We start from the raw sequence: 25,136 nt of genomic DNA, 5'->3' as shown, positions 1-25,136 counted from the left end.
AGACAACTTCGCCCATCGGAGCCACGGAGAGCCGCTTGAGCACGAAGGACGCCATCGCGATCCTCGCCGGAGCCGTCATCGTCGTCTCCTTCGTCAGCACCGCCAAGAGCCCGGCCGCCACCGCCGCCAGCCCCCTCAGCAACGCCAGCGGGACGCTGCCCGGCCTCGCGCCCGTCCTGTCCGGCGGGGACAAGGCCAGGGCACGCGCCCTCATCCACCGCTTACGCGTCAAGGGCCGCGGCCCCGGCACCGGCTACGCCCGCAGCCGCTACGGCGAGAACTGGGCCGACAACGCCACCGGCGTCCCCTACGCCCGCAACGGCTGCCGCACCCGCGACGACCTGCTCGCCCGCGACGGGACCGGCGTGACGTACCGCCCCGGGTCGAGCTGCGAGGTCGTCGCCATGAAACTGACCGACCCCTACACCGGCCGGCTCATCTCCTGGCGGAAGGCCGACGCCGACGAGGTGCAGGTGGACCACGTCGTACCGCTCAACTACGCCTGGCACATGGGCGCGCCGCGCTGGGCGATGGCCAAGCGGCTCGACTTCGCCAACGACCCGCTCAACCTGCTGCCGGTCGACGGCCGGGCCAACGAGGAGAAGGACGCCTCCGGCCCGGCGGGCTGGCTGCCGCCCCAGCGCCGCGTCCGCTGCGCGTACGTCACCCGCTTCGCCCAGGTCGCCCTGAAGTACGGCCTGCCGGTGACCAGGGCCGACAAGGACACCATGCTGACCCAGTGTCGTTAGCGGGGGTCGATCCAGGCGAAACCATGCTCGAACGTCTGCTCGGCCAGGGCCCGCTGACCGTCGATGTTGGGGTGGAAGAAGTCCCACTTGCTGACGTGGTCGAGCGTGAACGGGAAGGAGAAGATCGCGCCCTCGTCGGTGTCGCAGGACGGGCCCATCTCCGCACAGGCGCCCGCCGCCTCCCTGTTGTAGGCCATCACCCGCGCCCGCACCCGTGCCCGGCGCTCGGCGTCGGCCTTCTTCATCGAGGCCGGGTCGGCCAGCATGGTCGGGCAGATCTTCCCGACCGTCCAGAACGTACGGGCCAGCGGGTTGTCCTTGCCGACCTGCCACAACCGCCGCAGGTCGGGGACACTGGCGATGAACACCCTGGCCTGGGGCACGCCCGCGCGCAGCGCCGACAGCGCCGCGTCCAGCCGCTGGCGGTAGAGGGCGACCGGGGTCATCTCCCGTTCGGTGCGGCGGCAGGCGTCCTGGGCGCCTATGAGGATCGTCACATAATCGGCCTTGGCCGCGATCGCCCTGTCGACCTGGCCGGCCAGATCGGCGCTCGTCGCGCCCGGCACGGCGAAGTTGTCACGCTGGAGCGTTCCACTCAGATCGTGCAGTCGCAGGTAGTGGCTGGCGACCTGCGCGTTGTCGCCGGCCGACCAGGAACGGGCCTCGCAGGAGACGTACCAGCCGCAGGAGTTGAACCCCGTGGAGATGGAGTCGCCCAGCGTCGCCATCGTCTCGGGGACGGGCTGAGCTGCGGCGACGGCCTGCGCGGGCCCGGAGGCGGCCAGGACCAGGACAGCGGTGACGACGGGGGACAGACGACCGATCATGGTGCCAAGGTAGGGAGCTGATCAAGGTCGCACCATGACCTTGAGGCAAGGTCTGTCATTTCAGGACCGTCTTCCTATCACCGCTTGACAGTCCGTACGCGTGCAGGTTGCCCCCCACACACCTCAACGTCCGGTTTTTTCCTGGTTCGTGGGCCGTAACAACGCATTCACGGGGGTCCGAGTCGAACGTGTTCAGTTCCCGCATAGAGTGTCTTGAGTGAGTGTCGCGCTCGGAACAACCCGCCCGCTACCGGTTCGCACCACCCCTGTAGGCGACCCCGGTGACCTGCTGGCATCCCTCCCGAAGACGGCGCCCTACGCCTGGGTCAGGAACGGCGAGGGCCTGGTGGGGTGGGGTCAGGCCGCCCAGGTCGCCGTGCCGCCCGGCCCCGGCAGGTTCGCCTGGGCCCGCCAGTGGCTGCACACCGTCTTCGGCGACGCCCACGTCGACGACGCCGTACGCACCCCCGGCTCCGGGCCCGTCGCCTTCGGCACCTTCACCTTCGACGAGGACGCCCCCGGCTCCGTCCTCGTCGTCCCGCGCGCCGTCCTCGCCCGCCGCGGCGGCCACGCCTGGCTCACCACGATCGGCGAGGCCCCGCTGGAGACGTTCAGCCCCGTCCGCGCGCCCGGCCGCATCAGCTACGGCGACGGCAGCCTCAGCGCCCCCGAATGGGAACACGTCGTCGCCCGCGCCGCCCGCCGCATCCGCGACGGCGAGCTGGAGAAGGTCGTCCTCGCCCGCGACCTGGTCGCCACCGCCGAGCACCCCATCGACGTACGCCTGCTGCTGACCCGGCTGGCCCGGCGCTACCCCGAGTGCTACACCTTCTCCGTCGCCGGGCTCGTCGGCGCCACCCCGGAGCTGCTCATCCGCCGCACCGGGCAGGAGATCGAGTCCCTCGTCCTGGCCGGCACCACCGCCCGCGGCACCGGACCCGCCGACGACGTCGCCCGCGGCGCCGCGCTGTTCGCATCTCAGAAGGACCGCCACGAGCACGAGTGCGCCATCGCCTCCGTACGCCAGACCCTCGCCCCGCTCTGCGCCTCGCTCGACACCCCCGACGAACCCGAACTCCTCATGCTGCCCAACGTCCAGCACCTGGCCAGCCACGTCACCGGCCGGCTGGCCGACGGCGCGTCCGTCCTCGACGTGGTGGCCGCCATGCACCCCACCGCCGCCGTCGGCGGCACCCCGACCGACACCGCCATCAAGGTCATCCGCGAGCTGGAGGGCATGGACCGCGCCGGCTACGCGGGCCCGGTCGGCTGGATCGACGCCCACGGCGACGGCGAATGGGGCATCGCCCTGCGCTCGGGGCTGATCGAGGGCAACCGCGCACGGCTGTTCGCCGGCGGCGGCATCATGGGCGACTCCGACCCGGCCGCCGAGCTGGCCGAGGCCCAGGCCAAGTTCCGCGTCATGCAGTACGCCCTGGAAGGCTGAGCGCTCCTATTCGGGCACGTGCACGCCCTCGCCCACGTCGACGCGCGCCCGGCCGGCCGTCAGCCCGGCCACCCACTCCCCGAACGCGGCCACCTCGTCCTCCCCAACCGCCACCGCGAACGTCACCCCGGCCGCGTACGTCACCTCGCGCAGCGCGTACCGGGAGGCGCGCAGGTCGTTCTCCACCCGGCCGGCCTGGTCGTGGGCCACCGAGACGCGTACCAGCCTGGCCGGGACCATCCGCACCGGCTCCACCTGGTCGAGCGTCTCGGTCACCGCTCCCCCGTAGGCGCGCACCAGCCCGCCGGCGCCCAGCAGGACACCGCCGAAATAGCGGGTGACGACCGCGACCACGTCGTTGAACCCCCGGCCGACCAGCGCCTGGACCATCGGCGTGCCCGCCGTGCCGCCGGGCTCGCCGTCGTCGTCGCCCTTCTGCAGCCGCTGCCCGATCACGTACGCCGTGCAGTTGTGGCTGGCGCCGGCGTGCTCGCGGCGGCGCCCGGCGATGAAGGCGGCGGCCTCCTCGACGGTACGGGCGGGGGCCAGCGCGCAGACGAACCGGGAGCGCCGCACCTCGGTCTCGTGCTCGACGCCGGCCGCGAGGGTGAGGTAGGGCTGGGACACGTCCGCCAGGCTACCGCCTTTACGTTGTAGATTCGCAGGCCGGAGCCCGTCTGAGCAGGATGCACGGGAAGGGACCCGCCGCTGTGCAGGACGCACAGGAGGCGGCCCCGGCCCGGCGCGTACGGTGCGGCGCATGACCTATCGCGTCGCCATGGACATCGGCGGCACCTTCACCGACGTCGTCTGCTACGACGAGCGTACGGGGGCCGTCACCGCCTCGAAGGCGCCCACCACGCCGGGAGACCTGGCCGAGGGCGTGTTCGCCGCACTCGCCCGGGTCGTGGACGACCCCGCCGCCATCTCGTTCTTCGTGCACGGCACCACGCAGGGCCTCAACGCGCTGCTGGAGCGCAAGGGCGCGCGGGTGCTGCTGCTGGCCAGCCGGGGCGGCGGGGACGTCTACACGATCGCCCGCGGCAACCGGGACCGCATGTTCGACCTGCGCTACCGCAAGCCGTCCCCGCTCGTGCCGCGCCGGGACGTCATGGAGGCCGGCGGCCGCCTGGACTACCGGGGCCGCGAGCTCGAACCCCTCGACGAGGAGGCGGTGCGGCAGGCCGCGCGGCGGGCCCGCGAGGAGGGCTTCGACGCGGTCGCCGTGTGCCTGCTGTTCTCCTTCGCCGACCCGGCGCACGAGCTGCGGGCGGGCGAGATCCTGCGGGCCGAGCTGGGCGAGGACGTGCTCGTGGTGCTCTCGCACGAGGTCGCACGGGAGTGGCGGGAGTACGAGCGCACGTCCTCGGCGGTGCTGGAGGCCTACACCGGGCCGGTCGTGCGCACGTACCTGGCCGGGATCGAGCGGCGGTTCGCCGAGCGCGGGCTGCCGGTGCCGGTGCACGTGATGCAGTCGTCGGGCGGGCTGGTCAACGCCTCGTACGCGATGCGGCGGCCGTTGCAGACCCTGCTGTCGGGGCCGGTCGGCGGCACGATGGGCGGCGTCGCCGCGGCCCGCATGCTGGGCCGGGAGAACGCGATCTGCGTGGACATGGGCGGTACGTCCTTCGACGTCTCGCTCGTCGTCGGCGGCCGTCCGGACGTCAGCGCCGAGGCCCGCGTCGAGGGTTATCCCGTCCTCATGCCGATCGTGAACCTGCACACCATCGGCGCGGGCGGCGGCTCGATCGCCTACGCCGAGGCGGGCGCGCTGCGCGTCGGCCCGGAGTCGGCCGGCGCCGTGCCCGGTCCGGCCTGCTACGGCCGGGGCGGCACGCGGCCCACGGTGACCGACGCGAACGTGGTGCTCGGCCGGGTGGATCCGGCCTGGTTCGCCGGCGGGCTGATGACGCTGGACGAGGAGGCCGCCGGGACGGCCGTGGTCACGCTGGCGGTGGAACTGGGGCTCGACCCGCTGCGGCTGGCCGAGGGCGTGTGCGACGTGGCCAACGCCAAGATGGCGCAGGCGATCCGTACGCTGACGGTCGAGCACGGAGTGGAGCCTCGGGAGTTCGCGCTGGTGGCCTTCGGCGGCGCGGGGGCGATGCACGCCGTGTTCATCGCCCGCGAGCTGGGCATCTCCGAGGTCGTCGTCCCGCGTTTCCCGGGGGCGTTCTCGGCGTGGGGCATGCTGGAGGCGGACGTGCGGCGGGATCTGACGCATCCGTACTTCCGGCCGCAGGACACGCTCGACGGCACCGACATGTCCCGAAATTTGGGGACTTTGGAGCGGGAGGCTCTGGAGGCGCTGGCCGGGCAGGGTGTGCCGGAGGAGCGGCGCCGGGTCGAGCACGCCGTGGACCTGCGCTACGAGGGCCAGGACTACACGCTCACCATCCCGCTGCGCGACGCCGCCGAGCCCGGCGAACCGGGCTTCCTCGCCGCGATCGCGGCCCGCTACGCCGAGGCGCACACCAGCCGCTACGGCCACGCGACGCCCGAGGCGCCGGTGGAGTTCGTCATGCTGCGCAGTACCGGCTTCGGCTCCTTCCCCCGGGCCGCCGCCGCCACCGGGCAGGCGCCGGAGGAGACGGCCGGCGACGTCCGGGACGTGATCTTCGACGGCGTGCCGCACCGTACGCCCGTCCTGCGGCGGGCGGGCCTGACCGGCTCGTTCGCCGGACCCGCGATCGTGGTCGAGGAGACCGCGACCACGGTCATCCCGCCGGGCTGCCTGGCGGCCATCGACGACAACGGCTTCCTCATCGTGAAGGTGGACGTCCAATGAGCGACCCGACGAGCGACCCGACGATCGGCCCGGCCATCGACCCGGTGACCACCGAGATCATCCGGTGCGCCCTGCTCCAGGCGGCCGAGGACATGAACACCACCCTGATCCGCAGCTCGTACACGCCGGTCATCTACGAGGCCAAGGACTGTGCGGTGGCGCTGCTCGACCGCGACCACAACGTGCTCGGGCAGTCGTCCGGGCTGCCGATCTTCCTGGGCAACCTGGAGGTCTGCACCCGCGAGACCGAGCGCGTGTACGGCCGCGAGGTGTGGGAGGAGGGCGACGTGTGGGTGCTGAACGACTCCTACATCGGCGGCACCCACCTCAACGACGTGACCGTCTACGGCCCGATCTTCGCCGGCGGCGAGCTGGCCGGGTTCGCCGCCTCGCGCGCGCACTGGCTGGACGTCGGCTCCAAGGACCCCGGCGGCTCGATGAACTCCACCTCGATCTTCCAGGAGGGCCTGCGGCTGGGCCCGGTCAAGGTGTACGCGGGCGGCCGGCCGTGCCGCGACCCGCACGAGGTGATCTCCAGGAACGTGCGTTTCCCGCACGCCACGCTGGGCGACCTGCGGGCCCAGGTGAGCTGCGCGATGACCGGGCAGCGGCGGCTGCGGGAGATCGTCTCGCGCTGGGGCCTCGAGACGGTCATGGCCGCCCGGGACGAGATCTTCGCCCAGACCGAGCGCATGGAGCGCGCGGCCATCGCCGCCATCCCCGACGGCGTGTACGAGGCGTCCGGTTTCCTCGACAACGACGGCATCGACCTGGACACGCCGCTGCCGGTGAACGTGACGGTCACGGTGTCGGGCGAGTCGGTGCACGTGGACCTGACCGACTGCGCCGACCAGGCGCTCGGGCCGGTCAACTGCGGCGCGGCGCAGGCCGTGGCGGCGGTACGGGTGGGGTACAAGCTGCTGGTGTCGGGGGACGTGCCGCTGAACGGGGGCTCGTTCCGGCCGCTGAGCGTCGAGACCAGGCCGGGTTCGATGCTGGCCGCCGAGGCGCCGGCGGCGTGCCAGTACTACTACTCGCACCTGGGGCTGCTCATCGACCTGGTGGTCAAGGCGCTGGCCCCGGCGCTGCCGGGCAAGGCGGCGGCGGCCTCGTACGGGGACTCGATGATCGTGCAGTTCACCGGGACGGACCCGCGTACCGGGAAGTTGTACGTCTCCCAGGAGGCCACGGTCGGCGGCTGGGGGGCGTGGGAGGGCGGCGACGGCGAGTCCTGCCTGATCAACAACGTCAACGGCTCGCTGCGGGACATGCCCATCGAGGTGCTGGAGACGTTGTTCCCGGTCCGGGTGCGCCGCTACGAGATGCGGCCGGACACCGGCGGCGCCGGGCAATGGCGCGGCGGGAACGGCGTGGTGCGGGAGTACGAGTTCTGCGGCGACACCTCGCTGTCGTTGTGGTTCGAGCGCTCGGTCACGCCCGCGTGGGGCCTGGCGGGCGGCGCGGCGGGCGCTCCCCCTCGGGTGACGCTCAATCCGGGCACGCCGGGCGAGCGCGAGATGCTCAAGGTCAACGCCCTGCCGGTGTCGGCCGGGGACGTGCTGCGCTGCGAGTCCGGCGGAGGCGGCGGCTACGGGCCCGCCGAGCGCCGCTCCCCGAGCGCGCGGGCCACCGACCTGGCCGAGGGCATGACCGCAAACTGATCCACATTCGTAGGAAAATCGCATGGATTGTCCGCCGGTCTGTGAGGATGATCGACAACGCGGGGGCACGCGCAGCCTGGGGAGGCTGTGTCCCCGTCATGACCATCTTCACGAGGGGACTTTCATGCCTACGTTACGTACGCGCCTGCTCGCGGGCTCGGCCGCGCTCGCCGCGGGTCTGGCCGGTGTCGCCGTCCTGGCCCCGGCCGGGCCCGCCTCGGCCACGCGGGCGGAGGCCGCCTGCTCCGACGCCGCCGGCGACGCCGCGACGATCCAGGCCGCCATCGACTCCTCCAAGGAGGGCGACGAGATCGTCATCAAGGGCCCGTGCCTGATCGACGCCACGATCAGCCTGGCCGACCGGCGCACCTACCGGGGCGACGCCAAGGCCGGCACGGTGCTCAAGCAGGCCGACGGCGCCAACCTGCCGGCCGTGCTGGCCTCGGAGGGCTGGCTGAAGGACACCGAGTTCAGCGGCGAGAGCGTCCGCGTCGAGCGGCTGACCATCGACGGCAACCGCGACCACAACACCGGCACGGTCGGCCTGCTGCTGCGCTCGTGGAACACCCGGGTCTACGACCTGGACATCTACGGCACCCCGTCCGACGGCATCCGCATCAGCAACCCGTCCAGGAACGGCACCACGCTGCGGAACACGATGGTCAACAGCGTCATCAGCGACGTCTACATCGAAGGCGCCGCCGAGGCCGGCATCCGGGTCGTCGACCCCGGCAACTCCGTCACCGACTGGACGCTGCAGCGTTCCTGGATCGGCTTCAGCGGCACGCACGCCATCCAGTCCGACAACGCGGCCGGCTGGACGATGAGCGGCCTGCACCTGTACGCGACCCCGAAGAACGCCATCGACGCCCACCGCTGCTTCGGCACCTCGATCGAGGACAACTACATCGAGGACTTCGGCGCCGAGAGCACGGCCGGCCAGACGTACTACGGCATCCGCTGCGACCTTCAGGGCGACGCCGCGACCACGATCACCGGCAACCGGGTGCACAAGTTCCTGCCGCCCCCGAACGCGCTGGCCGAGCTGCGCAAGGCCCGCCAGAGCGGTTCGGCGCCGCCCGAGCGCAAGTTCGCCGCGACCGGCCCGCTGCCGGACGGCGTGGACTTCGTCTACATGGCGCTGGACGCCGTCAACTACGGCGCCGGCCACGCCGCGATCACCGGCAACACCGTCGTCGGCCACGGCACCAAGCGCGAGACCGGCATCCTGCTGGCCAAGGGCGAGGGCGAGTCGATGTCGGTCGCCTCGTCGGGCAACCTCCTCGACGGCGTCGGCGTCCGGCGCAAGGTCGGCGCGGGCGTACGCCTCACCAGGGGCTACTGATCCCCGGGCGCCGCGTGCGGACCCGCCGCGGCGCCCCGGTTCAGCAGCACGTGACAGGCGAGCTGGAGCGCCAGGCGGGTGGCGGCGTCGTCCAGGTCGAAACCGGCGGCCTTGATGCGTTCCAGGCGGGTGGTGACCGTGTTGCGGTGCACGCCCAGGCGTTCGGCCGCCTTGAGCGCGCCGCCCTCGTCCAGGACCGCGGCCAGCGTCACCAGCAGCGTGCCGTCCTTGTCGACGGCCAGCAGCGGCTGGAGGACGACGGCCGCGGGCGCGCGCAGCACCCCCGCCGGGAGCGCGCCGAGCAGTTCGGCCGGTCCCATCCGGTCGGCGCGGGCCACGGTGCCCGCGCCGGCCACGAACGCCGCCGCCTCGGCGCCGAGCAACGACTCCCCCACCGACTCCAGTCCTTCCACGGCCGCGCCCACCCCGGCCGCGCACGGCCAGGGCATGGCCTCCACGCAGTGCCGCAGCCGGTCGGCCAGCTCGCCGGGCGGCTGCGCCGACCAGCCGGCCCAGCCCTCGCCGCGCCGCAACACCGGCGCCTGGCCCAGCGCCGCGGTCACCAGCGCCTGGACCAGCGGCCCGTCGTCGGCCACCGCCCCCACCGGCCGGACGTGGTACGCGGTGAGCGTCCCGCGCACCGGCCATCCCAGCGCCACGGCCTCGGCCGAAGCCCCCTCCAGCCAGATGCCGCCGTCGTCGGCCGGCTCGTGGGCGGGCGGGCCCTCCGCGAGCAACCGCCGGGCCAGCGCCGACTGCAGGGCGAAGTCGCGCGAGGCCCGCAGGCGTTCCTGGGCCGCCCACGCCGTCAGCGGGGCCACCGCCAGCCCCAGCACGGTCCGCACCACGGCGGGCCAGCCGGGCGAGCGTGACGTCCCGGCGGCCACCAGCGTCCCCAGGGCCGGGCCCTCCTGGCCGGGCACCTCGATCTCGGCCGCCCACCGCGCCCCCGACGGCCGGGCGTGCTCGTGCTCGTGCGGCGGGCGGCCGGCGCTCTGGCGGCCCGCGACGTGCAGGCCGTACCGGTCGAGGAAGGCGACCGAAGTGCCGGGCAGTTCGGCGTTGAGCACCCCGAGCACCCGCCTGGCCGAGGGGCCCGCGTCGGCCAGCCGGGTCGCGCAGCGGGCGACGAGCTGGGTACGGGCGGCCTCGGGGCGGGCCGCCGCCGAGGCGACCCGGACCGCGACGATCAGCGGGTCCTCGTCCACGAAGATCAGCGTGATGCCGAGCCGTTCGGCCAGCACCTCGCCCGACCCGGCGCTCACGCCGCGCGACGGCGCGATCACGCAGGCCGCCGCCTGCTCCCAGGCCCGGCGCATGGCCATCTCGACCGCCCAGCCGCCGCCCGCCGCCGATCCGATCAGCACGACCGCCGTGTGCGGCGTCACCACGCCGAACACCGACAGGTCGTCCACGATCCGGACCTGGTGCACGGGGTTGTCGCCGCTGCCGTACATCCTGGCCCCGGCCAGCGGCCCGGTGTTGACCAGCTCCGCGACCGTGACCGGCGCCTCCCAGCCGGGCGCGCGCAGGCCGTTCACGGCGACTCCGCGCGCTGCTCGAACGGGATCCCGAACGCCCGCAGACCGCCCAGCACGAGCCCCGGGCCGGTGTGCCACATCGGCGCCGCCCTGACCACCATGATCTCCACCTCCAGGCCGGGCGCCGCCTTGTCGACGTCCACGACCATGCCGTCGGCGACCGAGATCATGCAGATCTGGTCCGGCGCCATGGCCACGGGCGCGCCGTCGGCCAGGGCGAGCACGATCTCGTTGTGCGCCTCCAGCCGTACGAGCCGGCGCAGGCCCGCCGACTCCTGCACCACGATGCTGGCGGGCAGCGAGGGCATCGCCACGTCGGCGCCGTGTCCCGTGCTGCCCTCGACGGTCAGGATGCGGCCCGAGCACAGCGTGCGCACCCCGTACGGCGCGGCGGCCGAACGCGGCGCGCCGGGCTCCCCGGCCGCCAGCAGCAGGCTGACCGTGCCCGGCACCAGCACCCGGGCCAGGTCCCGCGCCGCCATCGGGTAGCAGGCGGCCACCGCCCACCCGCCCACCGACAACACGACCGGGCGCAGCAGCTCCTCGACCCGGTCGGCGGCGGTCTCCAGCAACACCAGCTCCCCCGACGCCCCGGCCAGCGCCATCGGCGTCGCGCTGAGCCCGCCCAGCCGGTACGTCGTCTGCTCCACCAGCGGGAACACCCGTCCCGTCCCGTCGCCGTCCACCAGCGGCAGGCCCAGGACCGCCGCGGCGACCAGCGGGATCAGCGCGTTCTCGGCGGCCAGGTTGAGCGCCACCACGGCCCCGGCCCGCTCCCCCATCCACCGCTCCAGCGCCCGCACCGCCCGTACGGGCTCGTCCCCGGCCGGGAGCTGCTCGCCGAGCGCGGTGGTGGACCCGACCAGGCTGACCACCATGCACAACGTCTCCGGGTCCAGCTCCGCCGCGGCGGCCAGCTCGACGCCCTCGCCGAGCACCGACTCCGCCCAGGCGAAGGTCAGGCCGTAGGAGGACTCGGCGGCGCCCGTGGCGAACAGCCGCGACCCCGCCGAGAAGCGGCGCAGCTCGGCGGGCCCGATGAGCCGGGTCACGGTGTGGCCCCTTCCGCGGTGACGCGCACCCGGTAGAAGCCGTCGGGCAGGTAGGACAGGGGGTTGACGGTGGTCTCGGCGATCCGGGCGAAGCCGGGGGCGGCGCCGGCGCTGACCACGCGGGTCAGGGCCTCGTCCCTGGCGTCCTGGAGCGCCCGGTCCAGCTCGGCCCGGCCGCGTGCCTGCACGATGCGTTCCACCTGGGCCTCCGGTCGGGCGAGCGCGGCGCCGTTGGCCGCCGCCACCAGGTCCTCGGAGCCGGGCGCGATCACCTCGAACGGCGTCGCGCCGCCCGCCGCGGCCAGCGCCGCCCGGCCGCGGCGCAGGCTGGTCGTCCCGCCCAGGTCGCAGGCCCGCGGGTACCTGCGGAAGTAGTGGGCCGACACCAGGCCGCTGCCGGTCCTGGCGAAGTACACCGGCACGCCGGGCAGCTCCCGTGTCACCCGGTCGGCGATCCGGCCGGCCTCAGGGCCGAGCGCGGCGTTCCTGATCGCGTGCGCCTCGCGTTCCCGCAGGCCGGGGCGGCCGAACTCGTACGAGAGGGTGATCTCGGCCCCGGGCACCTCGGCCGCCACGATCGCGGCGACCGCCAGCTCGTGGTCGGCCAGCATGGGCGAGCCGGTCGCCGTCACCGCGAAGTCGCTCAGCCCGCAGCCGGCGGCGAACGCGCGTACCGCGGCGGTGTCCAGCGGCGCCAGCGGGCGGCCGGTCAGGCTGTGCCCGCCGCGCACGATCGTGGCCACCCCGGGGTCGGCCACCGGCCGCAACACCGGCGGGCACGGGCCGCCCACGCGGATCGCGGCCACCGGCGCGCGCGGCGTCCCGTCGAGGTCCACCGCCACGCAGGCGCGTACCGCGGCCGACGGCGGCGCGCCGTCGCCGACGGCCACCACCACCGGTGACGGCCCGTCCAGCGCGACGCCGAGGATCACTCCAGTTCGCGCCCTTCGGTCTCGGGCAGCGGCATCGCCAGCAGCGCGGTGGCCACCATGAACGCGTTGATGACCAGCATGGTCGCGGTGAAGCCGGTGGCGTGGGCGAGCAGCGCGCCCACGGCCGACGGCGCGACCGTGGTGGCCACGAGCTGGGAGGCCGTGGCCCAGGAGTAGCCGGTGCCGCGCAGGGCGGTCGGGTAGAACTCGCCGTTCCAGGTGTTCCAGACGCCCCACGCGCCCAGGCTGAAGAACGACAGGACGAAGTTGCCCAGGTACAGGCCGGTCAGGCTGCTCGCGGTGGCGAACCACAGGCCGCCGAGCACGGCCGCGACGACGTAGAACAGGAAGACCTTCTTGCGGCCGAAGCGCCCGGTCAGCAGGGACGCGCTCACGTAGCCGGGAATCATCATCAGCGCGCTGAGCGCGGCGAAGCCGAGCGAGGCCGACAACGACAGGCCCTTGGCCTGCAACAGCGTGGGCAGCCAGGTCTGCAGCCCCCAGTAGCCCCAGTTGAAGACGAAGTTGAGCGCCAGCATGAGGACGGTGATCCGGGCCAGCCGGCCGCGGAGCAGGTCCATGGGGTTGCCCGCCCGCGCGCTGGCCGACGCCACCGTGAACGTCGCCTCGGCGTCGGGGCTGCCCAGCTCGCGCAGCACGGCCCGCGCCTCGTCCTGCCGCCCCTGGGCGGCCAGCCAGTACGGCGACTCCGGCACCCACGCCCTGATCGCGAACGCCCACAACCCCGCCGCCGCGCTGGCGATCACCACGACGTGCCAGCCCAGGTCGCCGAGCGTGACCGAGGCGGCGATGGCCGCCAGCATGCCGATGGGCCACCCGATCGACAGGTACACCGCGGCCCGCCCCCGGTGCCTGGTGGGCAGCAGTTCGAGGAAGAAGGGGAAGGTGATCGTGTAGACGCCGGCCAGCGCGAGCCCGGAGGCGACCCGCAGCCCGACCAGCGTGGCCAGGTTCGGCGCGAACGCCGAGGCGAGCGCGATCACGCCGTAGGCCAGCAGCGACCAGAACGCGGTCGGCTTACGTCCGATGCGGTCGGCGAGCGGCCCCCAGACCAGCACGCCGGGGATCATGCCGAACGCCACCGCCGACAACACGATGCCGACCCCGGCCTCGTCGATCCCGAACGCCGGGCCGAGGTCGCCGGAGACGTAGACCAGCGCGAGCTGCTCCCACGACTCGATGACGAAGGCGATGAACAGCGCGAGCGCGATGAGCACGTGCCGGCGGGAGAACGGCATCCGGTCGAACGCCGCCCCGATGGGGAGTGTCCGTGCGTCGGTGGCGGTCATGCAAGCTCCTCGGAGGGGGGCGCGAAGTATTGCCGCACCATAGGGCCGTCCCCCTTCCGCACCGGTGTGCGCGACGCCCGGCCGGGGGCCGCCCGGCTGTGCGCGCCGCACTGCCCCCCGTCGTGGGGTCGCTGTCAGGACTGCTGCTGGAGCACGTTCTCGTGCACGTGGACGATCCGCCACTCGCCGTCCGCCAGGCGCAGCACGCTCGTCGTCCGGACCAGCTCCGGCTCGCCGCTCTCGAAGTCCACGCGCAGCATGTACCGGGCCAGGGCGGTGTCGCCCCACACGTCCACGACCTCGTCGTAGGCCCGGACGGAGGTCTCCGCCGGGCCGTCGGACGGCCGCGCGTCGCGTACCTTGTCGAGCTGCTGCCTGCTGGTGATCAGGCCGGGCTCGGCCGAGTCCCAGATCGTGGCCTGCGGGTGGAGCAGCCGGTCGATGCCCTGCCTGTCGCCTCGCGCGTAGGCGTCGTACATGCCGGTAATAACGGCCCAGACAGCGTCGCGTGCCACGCTTCCGCTCTCCCTCGTCTCGGTGAAATATGGTTCTTTCTCACCGTATGGGCAGCGTGGAACGCAGGCGTCTTTACGTTGTAGATCAGGGATTGAGCCACTCGCGCAGCTTGGTGACGGCCAGGCTCATGGCGGCCTTGTTGGCGTTGGTGTCGCGCAGCAGGTCCACCATGGCGAAGTCGTGCACCATCCCCGCCAGCTCGACCGCCGTGACGTCGTTCCCGGCCTCGCGCAGCCTCGCCGCGTACGCCTCGCCCTCGTCCCGCAGCACGTCGGCCTGGCCGTTCAGGACCAGGGCCGGCGGCAGGCCGCGCAGCTCCCGGTCGCTCGCGCGCAGCGGCGAGGCGTGACTCTCCGCGCGCTGCGCCGGATCTGTCGTGTACTGGTCCCAGAACCACTTCATGCCGTCCCGGTTGAGGTAGTAGCCCGTGGCGAACTGCTTGTAGGACTCGGTGTCGAAGTTCGCGTCCGTGACCGGGTAGAACAACACCTGGCCGCGCAGGGCGACGTCGCCGCGCTCCTTGGCCATCAGCGTCAGCACGATCGACATGTTGCCGCCCACCGAGTCGCCGGCCACGGCCATGCGGGAGGCGTCGAGCCCCTTCTCCGCGCCGTGCTCCATCACCCATTGGGCGGCGGCGTAGTTCTGCTCGATCTGCGTCGGGTACTTCGCCTCGGGCGCGCGGTCGTACTCGGGGAAGACGACGGCGGCGCCGGTGCGTACGGCCAGCTCGCGGACGAGCCGGTCGTGCGTGTGCGCCGAGCCGAACACCCAGCCCGCGCCGTGGATGTAGAAGATGACCGGCAGGGTGCCCGTGGCGCCCTCGGGCTTGACGATGCGCACCGGCACGATGCCCGTCGGCCCGCCCTGGACCTGGATCCACTCCTCCTCGATCTCGGGCTTGGGCACGCCCGGGTCCGACTGAAGCTTCTCCAGCACCTCGCGGCCCTGCTCGGGCGGCAGCTCGTAGATGAAGGGACGCTTGGCGTTGGCCTCGGCGAACTCCCGCGCCGCCTTCTCCAGCACGACCTGCCTGCTCATCATCGTGGTCACGGTGGCGCCCTCCGGCTGTCGTCGTCCACCAACGATGTGTTCCTGCCTTGGAGCACCTCGATCCGATCGCCCGGTTACGTCAAATTCCACCCAAGCGGCTCACTCGCGGCGTTCACTCGCGGCGCAGTTCGTGGGCCAGTTCCTCCAGTTCGGCGCCGCCGGCCATCAGGGTCGTCAGCTCGTCCTTGCCGATGTCGGCCTTGGCGTACTCGCCCATGCTGGTCCCGCGGTTCAGCAGCAGGAACCGGTCGCCCACCGGGTAGGCGTGGTGCGGGTTGTGAGTGATGAACACCACGCCGAGCCCCCGGTCGCGGGCCCTGGCGATGTAGCGCAGCACCACGCCCGCCTGCTTGACCCCCAGCGCCGAGGTGGGCTCGTCCAGGATGAGGACGCGGGCGCCGAAGTACACGGCCCTGGCGATGGCGACCGACTGCCGCTCGCCGCCCGACAGCGTGCCGACGGGCTGGTCCACGTCCCGGATGTCGATGCCCATCGCGCGCAGCTCCTCCGCCGCCACCCGGCGCGCCCTGGCCACGTCGCACGCCGGGCCCCTGCGCGGCTCGGAGCCGAGGAAGAAGTTCCGCCAGACCGACATGAGCGGGATCATCGCCAGATCCTGGTAGACCGTGGCGATCCCGCGGTCCAGCGCCTCGCGCGGGCTGGCGAAGCGCACCTCGGCCCCGTCCACCAGGTACGACCCCGTGTCGTGCTGGTGCACCCCGGACAGGATCTTGATCAGCGTGGACTTCCCTGCGCCGTTGTCGCCGAGCACGCAGGTGACCGTGCCCTCCTCCACGCCCATCGAGACCCCGCGCAGGGCCAGCACCGAGCCGAACGTCTTGCCGATGTCCCGGGTCTGCAGGATCATCGCCGCACCTCCTCGGCGTAGCGCCGGACCAGGCGGTTGGCCAGCGTCGCCAGCAGCAGCATGGCCCCGAGGAAGAACTTGAACCAGTCGGCGTCCCAGCCCAGGAACACGATGCCCTTGTCGGCCATGCCGAAGATCACCGCGCCGATGGAGGCGCCGACGGCCGAGCCGTACCCGCCGGTGAGCAGGCAGCCGCCGATGACCGCAGCGATGATGTAGATGAACTCCTGCCCGATGCCGATGTTGGCCTGGACGGAGGTGTAGCGCAGCGCCAGGATCGAGCCGACCAGCCAGGCGGCGACCGCCGTCGTCATGAACAACGCGATCTTCGTACGGGCCGCCGGCACCCCGACCGCCCGCGCGGCCTGCTCGTCGCCGCCCACCGCGAAGATCCAGTTGCCCGGCCTGGAACGCACGAGCACCCAGGTCGCCAGCGCGGTGATCGCGATCCACCACAGGATGGCCACCCGGAACGACGTGCCGCCGATCTGGACGGTGCCCGCCAGGACCGCGCTCGCCGCCTCGAACCCGGACGCCCGCCGCAGCCCGCCGACCTGCACGGTCCCGGTGATGGCCTTGGTGACGCCGAGGTTGACGCCCTGCAGCATGAGGAAGGTGCCCAGCGTGACGATGAAGCTGGGCAGCTTCGTCCGGGTCTCCACCAGCCCGTTGACCAGCCCGACGGCCAGCGCCACGACCAGCCCGGCCAGCATGGCCGCCCACACGCTGAACCCGTAGCGGGTGGCCAGGGTGACGAGGATCAGCCCGCTGGTGCCGGTCAGCACACCCGCCGACAGGTCGAACTCGCCGCCGATCATCAGCAGCGCGACCGCGACCGCCATGATGCCGAGCGTGGCGGCCGGGTCGAGCCAGTTGGCGACGCCGGCCGGGGAGCGGAACACCGCCGACTGCGCGGCGAAGAACGCGAACACCGCGACCAGCCCCACCACGGCCCCGAGCTCGGGCCGGACGATCAGACGGCGGGCCAGGCCGACCCGCGCGACCCGTTCGTCGGCCCGCGCGGGAGCGGCCGTCATCGGCGGCCCTCCCCGCCCCGGCAGGCGCTCATCGGGTGCCCGCCTCGGCCAGCTTGGCCACCTGCTCGGCGTTGTCCTTGGTGACGAACCCGGGCCCGGTGTTGACCGGCAGCCCGCCGCCGACCGTGTTCAGGTTGTCCTTGTAGAGCGTGAGGAACGTGATCGGCAGGTAGCCCTGGAGGTACTGCTGCTGGTCCACGGCGAACAGGATCTCGCCGTCCTTGATCGCGGCGACCACGTCGCCCGACAGGTCGAAGGTGGCGAGCTTGGCCTGCGCGCCCGAGTCCCTGATCGCGTCCCTGGCCGCCACGGCGACCGCCGGGTTGAGCGCGAGGACGCCGTTGACCTGCTTGTCCGACTGGAGCTTGGCGGTGACCTTGGAGGTGACGTCGGCGAGGTTGGCCACGTCCACCTGGAGGCGTTCGACGGTGCCGCCGAGGGTCTGCTCGGCGCCCTTGCAGCGCTGGTCGAGGCCGACGTTGCCGGCCTCGTGCACGACGCACAGCAGCTTGGTGACGCCCGCGGCCTTGAGCTGCTCGCCCGCGCCGCGTCCGGCGGAGTCCTCCGACTGGCCGACGTGGGTGATGGCGCCGAACGCCTTGGAGGAGTCGGCCCCGGAGTTGATGGTCACGACCGGGATCCTGGCCGCGACGGCCTTGCCGATGGACTCCTTGAGCGCGTCCGGGTTGGCCATGGAGACCACGATGCCGTCCACCTTCTCCGAGACGGCCTGGTCGATGAGCTGCGACTGCTTGGCGGGGTCGCCGTCGCCCTGGTAGGTGACCTTGACGCCGTACTGCTTGCCGGCGGCCTCGGCGCCGTTCTTGACGACGTCCCAGAAGGCGTCACCGGCGCCGCCGTGGGTGATGACGGCGAAGCTGCCGCCGCTTGCCGCCGGGGCGGCGGCGGAGCCGGGCGCGGCGCTCTGCGCGCCCTCCCCTCCCGAGGAGGAGCAGCCGGTCAGGGCGAGCGCGCCGGCCAGCGCCAGCACGATCGGGGTACGTCTCATCGGACACCTCCAAGACCAACGGGCTAGCCCCGGTTCTACCCCAATGTGATCTCTTTGTATAGACATGCGGACCAATGCAAGGAACGCGAAGTAGTAGAACGGAATTATTCGTTCCCGTATGATGGAGGCATGACCAGCGCACCCATGAGCGGCCGCAAGGCTCAGGCCGCCCGTAACGACGAGTTGATCCTCCAGTCGGCCAGGGCGGTCTTCACCGCCGACCCCGGCGCGCCCATCGCGGCCGTGGCCGAGAAGGCGGGGGTCGGGATCAGCGCGCTCTACCGCCGCTATCCCAGCAAGGAGGCGTTGCTGCAGAAGTTGTGCGGCGACGGGCTCAAGCTCTACGTCGCCGTCGCCCAGCAGGCCATGGACGACGAGGGCGACCCCTGGGAGGCGTTCGCCTCCTACCTGCGGGGCATCGTGGACGCTGACACCAACTCCCTGACGATCAAGCTGGCCGGCACCTTCCAGCCGACGGAGGAGCTCTACCACGACGCCGTACGCGCCGGCGACCTGGCGACGCGGCTGCACCACCGGGCCGTGGCGGCGGGCGTGCTGCGGGACGACGTCACCGTGGCCGACATCGCGCTGCTGTTCGAGCAGATCGCCTCGATCAAGCTCGGCGACGAGGAGCGCACCTCCCAGCTCCGCCACCGCTACCTGGCCCTGGTGATGGACTCCCTGCGGGTCCCGCCCGCCCACCGCGACCTGCCCGGCCCGGCCCCGGACGACGAGGAGCTGCAGGTCCGCTGGTACCCCTCGCGCTAGTCCGCGAGCCGGCGCGCCAGGTCCAGCACGCGGCGGGCCTTGGCGACGATCGGGGCGTCCACGAAACGGCCGTCGGGCAGGGCGACCGCGCCCGCGCCCGAGCGCTCGGCGGCCTCGGCGGCCTGGACGATCTCGGCGGCCCTGGCCCTCTCCTCCTCGCCGGGACGGAAGGCCCGCCGGATCACCGGGAGCTGCCGGGGATGGATGGCGGTCCGGCCGAACAGGCCGAGCGCGCGGCCGGCCCGGCAGGAGGCGAGCAGCCCGTCCTCGTCCTTGACGTCGGGGTGGACCGACATGGGCACCGGCGGCAGGCCCGCCGCCGCGGCGGCCAGCACGACCTGCAACCTGAGGTGGTTCATGGCGCTCTCGTCGGTGATCGACAGCTCGGCGGCCAGGTCCTGCTCGCCCAGCGCCACACCGGCCACGCGCGGGTGGGCGGCGACGGCCCTGGCCTCGACGATCCCGGCCGCCGACTCCAGCAGCGCGTACAGGGGGGCCGCGCCGGGCAGGCCGTCCAGCGCGGCGGCCGACTCGACCTTGGGCAGCCGTACGGCGTCGGCCAGCTCGCCGACGGCCGCCAGGTCCGCGCGTCCGCGATCGGTCGCCACGTCGTTGACCCGGACGTGGATCCGCGGCCCGGCGGCGGCCTCGCGCCCGCGCAGGTAGGCGACGGCGTTCGCGCGGGCGGCGTCCTTCCCGGCGGGGGCGACGGCGTCCTCCAGGTCGATGATGACCACGTCGGCGCCGGAGGCGGCGGCCTTGGCGAACCGTTCGGGGCGGTCGCCGGGGACGTACAGCCAGGTGACGGGGGCGATCACGCGATCACCCCGTCCGCGCGCAGGGCGGCGACGGTCTCGGCCGGGTAGTCCAGCTCGCCGAGCACCTCGTCGGTGTCGTGGCCGAGCGGGCGGCCGGGCCAGCGGATCTCGCCGGGCGTCTCCGACAGGCGGAACAACACGTTCTGCATGGTGACCGTGCCCAGTTCCTCGTCCGGCAGGTCGACGAACGTGCCGAGCGCCGCGTACTGCGGGTCCCGGGCCAGGTCGGTGACGTCGTAGATCGGGGCGACGGCGGCCTGCGCCTCCTCGAACCGGGCGATGACCTCCTCGGCGTCGCGGGCGGCGATCCAGGTGGCGACCGCCTCGTCCAGCTCGTCCACGTGCTGGAGGCGGCCGTGGCCGCTGGCGAACCAGGGCTGCTCGACCAGGTCGGGACGCCCGACGAGGGTGACGACGCGCTCGGCGATGGGCTGGGCGCTGGTGGAGATCGCCAGCCAGCGGCCGTCGCGGGTCCGGTACGTGTTGCGCGGCGCGTTGCTGCTGGACCGGTTGCCGGTGCGCTCCGGCACCACCCCGAGCGCCTTGTACGCGGTCATCTGCGGCCCGAGCAGGCCCAGGATGGGCTCGATGATCGCCAGGTCGATGACCTGGCCGCGCCCGGTCGCCGCGCGGGCGTGCAGCGCCACCATGATCGCGTACGACATGGCCAGGCCCGCGATGCCGTCGGCCAGGGCCAGTGGCGGCAGGGTCGGCGGCCCGTCCGGTTGGCCGGTCATGGCCGCGAACCCGCTCATCGCCTCGGCCAGCGTGCCGAAGCCCGGCCGCCCGGCCATCGGGCCGACCTGCCCGAACCCGGTCATCCTGGCCACGATCAGCCGCGGGTTGGCCTTCAGCAGGTCCTCGGGGGCCAGGTTCCAGCGTTCGAGGGTGCCCGGCCGGAAGTTCTCGATCAGCACGTCGGAGCGCTCGGCCAGGCGGCGCAGGATCTCCTGGCCCTCGGCGCGCGACAGGTCGACGGCGGCGGTGCGCTTGTTGCGCGACAACGACTTCCACCACAGGCCCACGCCGTCCACCGAGGCGCCGTGGCCGCGCGAGGGGTCGCCGCGGCGCGGGTGCTCGATCTTGATCACGTCGGCGCCGAAGTCGCCCAGCATCATCGCGGCGGAGGGGCCGGCGAACAACGTCGCCGCGTCGATGACCCGCAGGTCGGCGAGACTTGTCATAAAATGTAAGTTATAAGAAATAAGTCATAGGTGCGACCGCCCTGCGAGAGACTGGTGACATGGCAGCCACAGAGCCCAAGCCACCCACGCCGCCCATGAGCAAGGCCGACTACGTCTACACCGTGCTCCTCGACGAGATCCGCGGCGGCCGCATCCCGGGCGGCACCGCGCTGCGCGCCGGAGCCGTGGCCCGGCGGCTCGGCGTCTCGATCACCCCCGTCCGCGAGGCGCTGCGCCGCCTGGAGAAGGACCGCCTGATCAGCTACGAGGCCCACCACGGCGCGACCGTGATCGACCTCGGCGACGAGGCGCTGGCCGAGTACTACGGGCTGCGCGCGGCCGCCGAGGGCCTGGGCGCGCGCCTGGCCGCGGCCAGGATCACCGAGGACGACCTCGCCGGGCTGCGCGACCTGCACCGCGCGATGACCGCCGACGCCGAGCAGGGCAGGCACGACCGGCTCGGCGACCAGAGCAGGCACTTCCACCTGCGTATCGTCGACATCGGCGGCCCCGCCTTCCTCGGCGCGCACGCCCGGTCCGTGCGCAACGGCGTCCCGGTGCCCGCCGAGGCGTCGCTGTGGCTCGACCCGGAACAGGTCAGGCGGCAACTCCAGGCCCACGAGGAACTGCTGGCCGCCCTGGAGGCCGGCGACGCCGACGCCGCCGAGCGCGTGATGATCGACCACATCCGGCAGGCGGGCGAGTACCGCAAGCACCACTGATGACAAACATCATCGTTCACACCCGGTTCATTGATTCACCGTGACGGGTGTTGCACGATGAGTCACTCTGATGGTCTTGCCGCGATCCCGACGCCGAAGGAGCCGACACTGTGGCGGACGCGTGGACGCTCAATCCCGACTACCGCACCCCTCCGGTCCCCACAGACGACGCCATCGAGCCGGGCTCCTGGCGCCACCCCGACGGCCAGGTGATGAACGGCGTCTACGAGCGCAGACGCCCCGAACGGCAGACCGAGGTCGTCACCGTCTGGTACGGCTACGCGCTGAGCCACTGGCTCGGCCCCCGCATGCCCCGCTTCAGCAGCCCGCTGGTCTCGGCCTGGAACCCGGTCCTGGCCCAGGGGCTGAGCTGCGACCCCGGATCGCCGACGCCGTACCGCGACGAGCGGTGGTGCGACCGCTGGATCGCCGAGGCCCTCCTGTACGGGCGCAAACCGTACGGGACCTTCACCCTGCCCGCCGAGGAGGCGCTGCGCTGGTTCGCCAAGAGCGGCGGCACCGGCCTGGTCTACCGGGCGTGGGCCGACGGCGCGGCGGTCCGCGTCGTGGCCGGCACGACCGAGCCGTACGAGCGGCTCTTCGACCTCCCCGCCCTGATCGCCGACTACCGCGAGGCGCTGCCCGGCCGGACGGCCGAGGCCGAGGTGGCCGCGCTGGAGTCCCACCGCCACCACTCCCCCGCCCTGAACTACGTGTTGTGCGAGGACGCCGAGGCGCGCTTCGCGCAGGCGCCGCCGTCGGTGCGCGGCCTCACCCTGGGCTACCCGCCACGCGAGACGGCCGCCCGGGTCGTCGCCGATATGCTCACCGGGTGAACGGCGCGATCAACGGCATCCTGTTCGACCTGGACGGCACCCTGCTCGACCATCGCGGCGCCGCCCCCGACGCGCTCACCGCGTGGGTGTCGGCGCTGGCGCCCGGCCATCCGCGCCTGGCCGAGGCCGCGGCGCTGTGGGCGGCGCTGGAGATCCCCCATCTGGCGGCCTGGCAGGCGGGCGAGTGCTCGTGGCAGGAGCAGCGCCGCCGCCGCGTGCGCGCGTTGTGCCGGGAGCTGGGCGTCGAGCCGCCCGCCGACCTCGAAGCGGGCTTCGCCGCCTACGCCGAGCACTACCGGCGCGGCTGGGCCGCCTACCCCGACGTCGCGCCGGCGCTGGCGCGGTTGCGGGGCCACACGTTCGGGATCCTGACCAACGGGTCGCAGGGGGTGCAGGAGGCGAAGGTCCGCGCGCTCGGCCTCGACCTGGGCCCGGTGCTGACCGGCGAGTGCCTGGGCGGGCAGTTCAAGCCCTCCCCCGGCTGTTACACCGCCGCCGCGCGGGCGCTCGGGCTGCCGCCCGAGCAGGTGCTGCTGGTGGGCGACGACCTCGACAAGGACGTACGCGGCCCGGCGGCGGTCGGCATGCCCTCGGTGTGGATCGACCGGCTGGGCGCCGAGCCCGCGCCGGCCGGGTTCCCGCGCATCACCTCGCTCACCGAGCTCCCCCAGCTGCTCGCGCTGCTCGCGGCCCGCCCATGACCTTACGTGTTCGCTATTTGTCTGGACATTCTGACCTCGGTTAAGCTGATCAGCATGACCCCGAACCTGGCCATCGACCTGGACCGATCCAGCCCTGTGCCGCTCTACTTCCAGGTGGCCGAGCAGATCGCCGAGGCGATCCGGCGAGGCGACCTGACGCCCGGCTCCCGGCTGGACAACGAGATCCTGCTCGCCGACAAGCTCGGCCTGTCCAGGCCGACGATCCGCCAGGCGATCCAATACCTGGTCGACAAGGGCCTGCTGGTACGCAAGCGCGGCGTCGGCACGCAGGTGGTGCACGGTCAGGTCAAGCGTTCGGTCGAGCTGACCAGCCTCTACGACGACCTGCGCCGTTCGGGCCAGGAGCCGGCCACGCAGGTGCTCGCGCTGGAGCCGCGCCCGGTCGAGGAGGACAAGGCGGCCATTCTCGGCGTCGAGCCCGGCAGCGAGGTCCTCTACCTCGAACGCCTGCGCTTCGCCGCCGGCGAGCCGCTCGCCGTCCTGCACAACTGGCTCCCGCCGGGGCTGGCCCAGCTCTCCTCCGCCGACCTGGAGGTGCGCGGCCTGTACGAGCTGCTGCGCGGCGCGGGCGTGCGCATGCGGGTGGCCAACCAGCGCATCGGGGCCCGCGCCGCCGGGCAGGTGGAGGCCAAGCTGCTCGACGAGCGCCGCGGCGCGCCGCTGCTCACCATGGTCAGGACGACGTACGACGACCAGGGCCGGGCCGTCGAGCACGGCTCACACGTCTACCGGGCCTCTCACTACTCCCTCGAGGTCACCCTCATCGAGCGCTGAGGCCGCGCGGCGCTTGAGATAGAGCGTGGTGCAGATGCCGAACACCACGGCCACGCCGAGCCCGACCCACGAGAAGCCCTTCAGCCACTTCTCGGCCACCAGCCCGAGATAGAAGATCACCGCGGTGGTGCCGCCCGCCCACACGATCCCGCCCAGCACGTTCGCCACCGCGAACCGCCAGTACGGCATGCGCAGCGCCCCGGCCAGCGGCCCGGCCAGGATGCGCAGCAGCGCGATGAAGCGGCCGACGAACACCGCCCACACGCCGTAGCGGTGGAAGTAGCTCTCGGCCTTGGCGACGTGGCGGGGGCCGAAGTGCTTGGGGAAACGCCGGCCCAGCCGGTCGAACAGCCTGCGTCCGCCCTTGCGGCCGATGGCGTAGCCGGCGGAGTCGCCCAGGATCGCCCCGGCACTGGCGCACGCGCCCACCGCGACCGGGCTGACCACGCCCTTGGCGGACAGAATGGCGGCGCTGACCAGCACGATCTCGCCGGGCAGCGGGATGCCGAGGCTCTCCAGGCCGATCACCAGCGCGACCATCGCGCACAACCAGGCGGCGGGGATCGCTTGCAGCCATTCGTCGATATGCACGCGGCCACCATAACGCCGCCCGCCGGGTCTTCCGGCCCTCCGCCACCCGAACCTCACGCCCCCGGCACCCGGGGTGCAACCGGTGATCAAGCGGAGGTCAAGCCCGCGGCCGCAGACTCCTTCGAGATCGGACGAGACGAGCCGCCCGGACGCCGGGCGGAGGACAGAACTGGGGAAGCACAGTGACCACGGGAATCTTGTTGGCTGTGGCGATCATCGGCGCGACGACGCTGATCACGGCCGCGGTCGGGCTGCCGTTCCTGATCATGGCGAGGAACGGGCAGCGGCTCCTGGCGACCGGGATTCCCGCGCAGGCCGTGGTCGAGTCGATGGCCGACACCCACATGACGGTCAACGACCAGCCCGTCGTCAGCTTCGGGCTGGTGGTGCAGCCGGTTGAGGGGCCCGCGTACCGGGTCGTCCACCGGCAGACGTTGCCGCGTGTCCCGATGGGCCTGGTGGTGCCGGGCGCGGTGCTCCCGGTCAAGGTGGACGCGGCCCGGCCGGACCGCGTCCGCATCGACTGGGCGTCCTGGCGTCCCATCGCCCACTGAGAACACCGGGAACGGCGGGAACGCTTCGGGCG

The 25,136-nt window shown here is 73.0% G+C and carries 25 protein-coding genes; 11 read left to right on the top strand and 14 right to left on the bottom strand.

Annotated features, from left to right (window positions below; all coding sequences use genetic code 11):
* The first annotated feature begins 35 nt into the window (after positions 1–35).
* Positions 36–749 (top strand): HNH endonuclease family protein, encoded by a 714-nt coding sequence (locus DMB42_RS36810; protein WP_125642757.1) that lies wholly within the window; start codon positions 36–38, stop codon positions 747–749.
* Here DMB42_RS36810 and DMB42_RS36805 read toward each other — a convergent pair.
* A complete protein-coding gene (locus DMB42_RS36805) occupies positions 746–1,576 on the bottom strand; it encodes an SGNH/GDSL hydrolase family protein (protein WP_125642754.1) in 831 nt (276 codons plus the stop codon). The two genes, DMB42_RS36810 and DMB42_RS36805, sit on opposite strands and share 4 nt — an antisense overlap.
* Positions 1,577–1,793: 217 nt before the next feature.
* Here DMB42_RS36805 and DMB42_RS36800 point away from each other — a divergent pair, with 217 nt between their 5' ends.
* Positions 1,794–3,023 carry an isochorismate synthase MenF gene (locus tag DMB42_RS36800; RefSeq protein WP_125642751.1) on the top strand — a complete coding sequence of 410 codons (1,230 nt, stop codon included), beginning with the start codon at positions 1,794–1,796 and terminating at the stop codon, positions 3,021–3,023.
* 6 nt (positions 3,024–3,029) lie between these two features.
* On the opposite strand, the gene DMB42_RS36795 is transcribed toward DMB42_RS36800, so the two are convergent.
* Positions 3,030–3,650, bottom strand: a complete 621-nt coding sequence (locus DMB42_RS36795; protein WP_125642748.1) for a YigZ family protein — start codon at positions 3,648–3,650, stop codon at positions 3,030–3,032.
* 133 nt (positions 3,651–3,783) lie between these two features.
* Here DMB42_RS36795 and DMB42_RS36790 point away from each other — a divergent pair, with 133 nt between their 5' ends.
* From DMB42_RS36790 to DMB42_RS53640, 3 genes are all read left to right on the top strand, one after another.
* On the top strand, positions 3,784–5,811 hold the full coding sequence (locus tag DMB42_RS36790; RefSeq protein WP_125642745.1) for a hydantoinase/oxoprolinase family protein: 2,028 nt from the start codon (positions 3,784–3,786) through the stop codon (positions 5,809–5,811).
* On the top strand, positions 5,808–7,472 hold the full coding sequence (locus tag DMB42_RS36785; protein WP_125642742.1) for a hydantoinase B/oxoprolinase family protein: 1,665 nt from the start codon (positions 5,808–5,810) through the stop codon (positions 7,470–7,472). The genes DMB42_RS36790 and DMB42_RS36785 overlap by 4 nt, the downstream gene beginning before the upstream one ends.
* A gap of 124 nt (positions 7,473–7,596) precedes the next feature.
* A complete protein-coding gene (locus tag DMB42_RS53640) occupies positions 7,597–8,817 on the top strand; it encodes a right-handed parallel beta-helix repeat-containing protein (protein ID WP_185845045.1) in 1,221 nt (406 codons plus the stop codon).
* Here DMB42_RS53640 and DMB42_RS36775 read toward each other — a convergent pair.
* From DMB42_RS36775 to DMB42_RS36740, 9 genes are all read right to left on the bottom strand, one after another.
* Entirely contained in the window at positions 8,811–10,358 is a 1,548-nt protein-coding gene (locus tag DMB42_RS36775; RefSeq protein WP_125642739.1) for a CdaR family transcriptional regulator, read from the bottom strand. The two genes, DMB42_RS53640 and DMB42_RS36775, sit on opposite strands and share 7 nt — an antisense overlap.
* On the bottom strand, positions 10,355–11,410 hold the full coding sequence (locus tag DMB42_RS36770; RefSeq protein ID WP_185845044.1) for a DUF917 domain-containing protein: 1,056 nt from the start codon (positions 11,408–11,410) through the stop codon (positions 10,355–10,357). The genes DMB42_RS36775 and DMB42_RS36770 overlap by 4 nt, the downstream gene beginning before the upstream one ends.
* Positions 11,407–12,342: a hypothetical protein gene (locus tag DMB42_RS53635; protein WP_185845043.1), complete on the bottom strand. Its 936-nt coding sequence runs from the start codon at positions 12,340–12,342 to the stop codon at positions 11,407–11,409. The genes DMB42_RS36770 and DMB42_RS53635 overlap by 4 nt, the downstream gene beginning before the upstream one ends.
* Positions 12,339–13,652: an MFS transporter gene (locus DMB42_RS36765; protein ID WP_125642732.1), complete on the bottom strand. Its 1,314-nt coding sequence runs from the start codon at positions 13,650–13,652 to the stop codon at positions 12,339–12,341. Before DMB42_RS36765 ends, DMB42_RS53635 begins: the two co-directional genes overlap by 4 nt.
* Positions 13,653–13,786: 134 nt before the next feature.
* A complete protein-coding gene (locus DMB42_RS36760) occupies positions 13,787–14,167 on the bottom strand; it encodes a nuclear transport factor 2 family protein (protein ID WP_125642729.1) in 381 nt (126 codons plus the stop codon).
* Between the two features lie 85 nt (positions 14,168–14,252).
* Positions 14,253–15,212, bottom strand: a complete 960-nt coding sequence (locus tag DMB42_RS36755) for an alpha/beta hydrolase (protein ID WP_125642891.1) — start codon at positions 15,210–15,212, stop codon at positions 14,253–14,255.
* A 121-nt stretch (positions 15,213–15,333) separates the two neighbouring features.
* Positions 15,334–16,089, bottom strand: coding sequence for an ATP-binding cassette domain-containing protein (locus DMB42_RS36750; RefSeq protein WP_125642726.1), 756 nt, complete (start codon positions 16,087–16,089; stop codon positions 15,334–15,336).
* Positions 16,086–17,126: an ABC transporter permease gene (locus DMB42_RS36745; protein WP_125642723.1), complete on the bottom strand. Its 1,041-nt coding sequence runs from the start codon at positions 17,124–17,126 to the stop codon at positions 16,086–16,088. Before DMB42_RS36745 ends, DMB42_RS36750 begins: the two co-directional genes overlap by 4 nt.
* A 28-nt stretch (positions 17,127–17,154) precedes the next feature.
* Entirely contained in the window at positions 17,155–18,135 is a 981-nt protein-coding gene (locus tag DMB42_RS36740; RefSeq protein WP_125642721.1) for a sugar ABC transporter substrate-binding protein, read from the bottom strand.
* 129 nt (positions 18,136–18,264) lie between these two features.
* Between DMB42_RS36740 and DMB42_RS36735 the strand changes: the two genes are divergently transcribed.
* A complete protein-coding gene (locus DMB42_RS36735) occupies positions 18,265–18,903 on the top strand; it encodes a TetR/AcrR family transcriptional regulator (protein WP_229824439.1) in 639 nt (212 codons plus the stop codon).
* Here DMB42_RS36735 and DMB42_RS36730 read toward each other — a convergent pair.
* Positions 18,900–19,721, bottom strand: a complete 822-nt coding sequence (locus DMB42_RS36730; RefSeq protein ID WP_125642718.1) for a CoA ester lyase — start codon at positions 19,719–19,721, stop codon at positions 18,900–18,902. The two genes, DMB42_RS36735 and DMB42_RS36730, sit on opposite strands and share 4 nt — an antisense overlap.
* The gene (locus DMB42_RS36725) at positions 19,718–20,905 is read right to left on the bottom strand and encodes a CaiB/BaiF CoA-transferase family protein (RefSeq protein ID WP_125642715.1); all 1,188 of its coding nucleotides are present in this window, start codon (positions 20,903–20,905) and stop codon (positions 19,718–19,720) included. Before DMB42_RS36725 ends, DMB42_RS36730 begins: the two co-directional genes overlap by 4 nt.
* A gap of 59 nt (positions 20,906–20,964) precedes the next feature.
* Here DMB42_RS36725 and DMB42_RS36720 point away from each other — a divergent pair, with 59 nt between their 5' ends.
* The 4 genes from DMB42_RS36720 to DMB42_RS36705 all read left to right on the top strand — a co-directional run bounded on the left by DMB42_RS36720 (position 20,965) and on the right by DMB42_RS36705 (position 23,959).
* Positions 20,965–21,627 (top strand): GntR family transcriptional regulator, encoded by a 663-nt coding sequence (locus DMB42_RS36720; protein WP_260478157.1) that lies wholly within the window; start codon positions 20,965–20,967, stop codon positions 21,625–21,627.
* A 110-nt stretch (positions 21,628–21,737) separates the two neighbouring features.
* Positions 21,738–22,463: a hypothetical protein gene (locus tag DMB42_RS36715; protein ID WP_125642712.1), complete on the top strand. Its 726-nt coding sequence runs from the start codon at positions 21,738–21,740 to the stop codon at positions 22,461–22,463.
* A complete protein-coding gene (locus DMB42_RS36710; protein WP_185845042.1) occupies positions 22,460–23,164 on the top strand; it encodes an HAD family hydrolase in 705 nt (234 codons plus the stop codon). The genes DMB42_RS36715 and DMB42_RS36710 overlap by 4 nt, the downstream gene beginning before the upstream one ends.
* Before the next feature lie 54 nt (positions 23,165–23,218).
* Complete coding sequence (locus DMB42_RS36705; protein WP_125642707.1) at positions 23,219–23,959, top strand: GntR family transcriptional regulator; 741 nt, start codon at positions 23,219–23,221, stop codon at positions 23,957–23,959.
* Here DMB42_RS36705 and DMB42_RS36700 read toward each other — a convergent pair.
* The gene (locus DMB42_RS36700) at positions 23,903–24,550 is read right to left on the bottom strand and encodes a DedA family protein (RefSeq protein ID WP_125642704.1); all 648 of its coding nucleotides are present in this window, start codon (positions 24,548–24,550) and stop codon (positions 23,903–23,905) included. The two genes, DMB42_RS36705 and DMB42_RS36700, sit on opposite strands and share 57 nt — an antisense overlap.
* 182 nt (positions 24,551–24,732) lie before the next feature.
* Here DMB42_RS36700 and DMB42_RS36695 point away from each other — a divergent pair, with 182 nt between their 5' ends.
* Positions 24,733–25,104: a hypothetical protein gene (locus DMB42_RS36695; RefSeq protein WP_148109016.1), complete on the top strand. Its 372-nt coding sequence runs from the start codon at positions 24,733–24,735 to the stop codon at positions 25,102–25,104.
* Positions 25,105–25,136 lie beyond the last annotated feature (32 nt).

The sequence above is a fragment of the Nonomuraea sp. WAC 01424 genome (genome assembly GCF_003947315.1).
Classification (GTDB): Bacteria; Actinomycetota; Actinomycetes; order Streptosporangiales; family Streptosporangiaceae; genus Nonomuraea; species Nonomuraea spiralis.
This window is presented reverse-complemented; position numbering and strand designations above follow the sequence as displayed.

Coding starts and splice junctions, on each gene's coding strand:
- DMB42_RS36785 (WP_125642742.1), top strand. CDS start 5,808: ATGAGCGACCCGACGAGCGACCCGACGATCGGCCCGGCCATCGACCCG.
- DMB42_RS36790 (WP_125642745.1), top strand. CDS start 3,784: ATGACCTATCGCGTCGCCATGGACATCGGCGGCACCTTCACCGACGTC.
- DMB42_RS36745 (WP_125642723.1), bottom strand. CDS start 17,126: ATGACGGCCGCTCCCGCGCGGGCCGACGAACGGGTCGCGCGGGTCGGC.
- DMB42_RS36740 (WP_125642721.1), bottom strand. CDS start 18,135: ATGAGACGTACCCCGATCGTGCTGGCGCTGGCCGGCGCGCTCGCCCTG.
- DMB42_RS36705 (WP_125642707.1), top strand. CDS start 23,219: ATGACCCCGAACCTGGCCATCGACCTGGACCGATCCAGCCCTGTGCCG.
- DMB42_RS36720 (WP_260478157.1), top strand. CDS start 20,965: ATGGCAGCCACAGAGCCCAAGCCACCCACGCCGCCCATGAGCAAGGCC.
- DMB42_RS36725 (WP_125642715.1), bottom strand. CDS start 20,905: ATGACAAGTCTCGCCGACCTGCGGGTCATCGACGCGGCGACGTTGTTC.
- DMB42_RS36750 (WP_125642726.1), bottom strand. CDS start 16,089: ATGATCCTGCAGACCCGGGACATCGGCAAGACGTTCGGCTCGGTGCTG.
- DMB42_RS53640 (WP_185845045.1), top strand. CDS start 7,597: ATGCCTACGTTACGTACGCGCCTGCTCGCGGGCTCGGCCGCGCTCGCC.
- DMB42_RS36755 (WP_125642891.1), bottom strand. CDS start 15,212: ATGATGAGCAGGCAGGTCGTGCTGGAGAAGGCGGCGCGGGAGTTCGCC.
- DMB42_RS36805 (WP_125642754.1), bottom strand. CDS start 1,576: ATGATCGGTCGTCTGTCCCCCGTCGTCACCGCTGTCCTGGTCCTGGCC.
- DMB42_RS36735 (WP_229824439.1), top strand. CDS start 18,265: ATGACCAGCGCACCCATGAGCGGCCGCAAGGCTCAGGCCGCCCGTAAC.
- DMB42_RS36765 (WP_125642732.1), bottom strand. CDS start 13,652: ATGACCGCCACCGACGCACGGACACTCCCCATCGGGGCGGCGTTCGAC.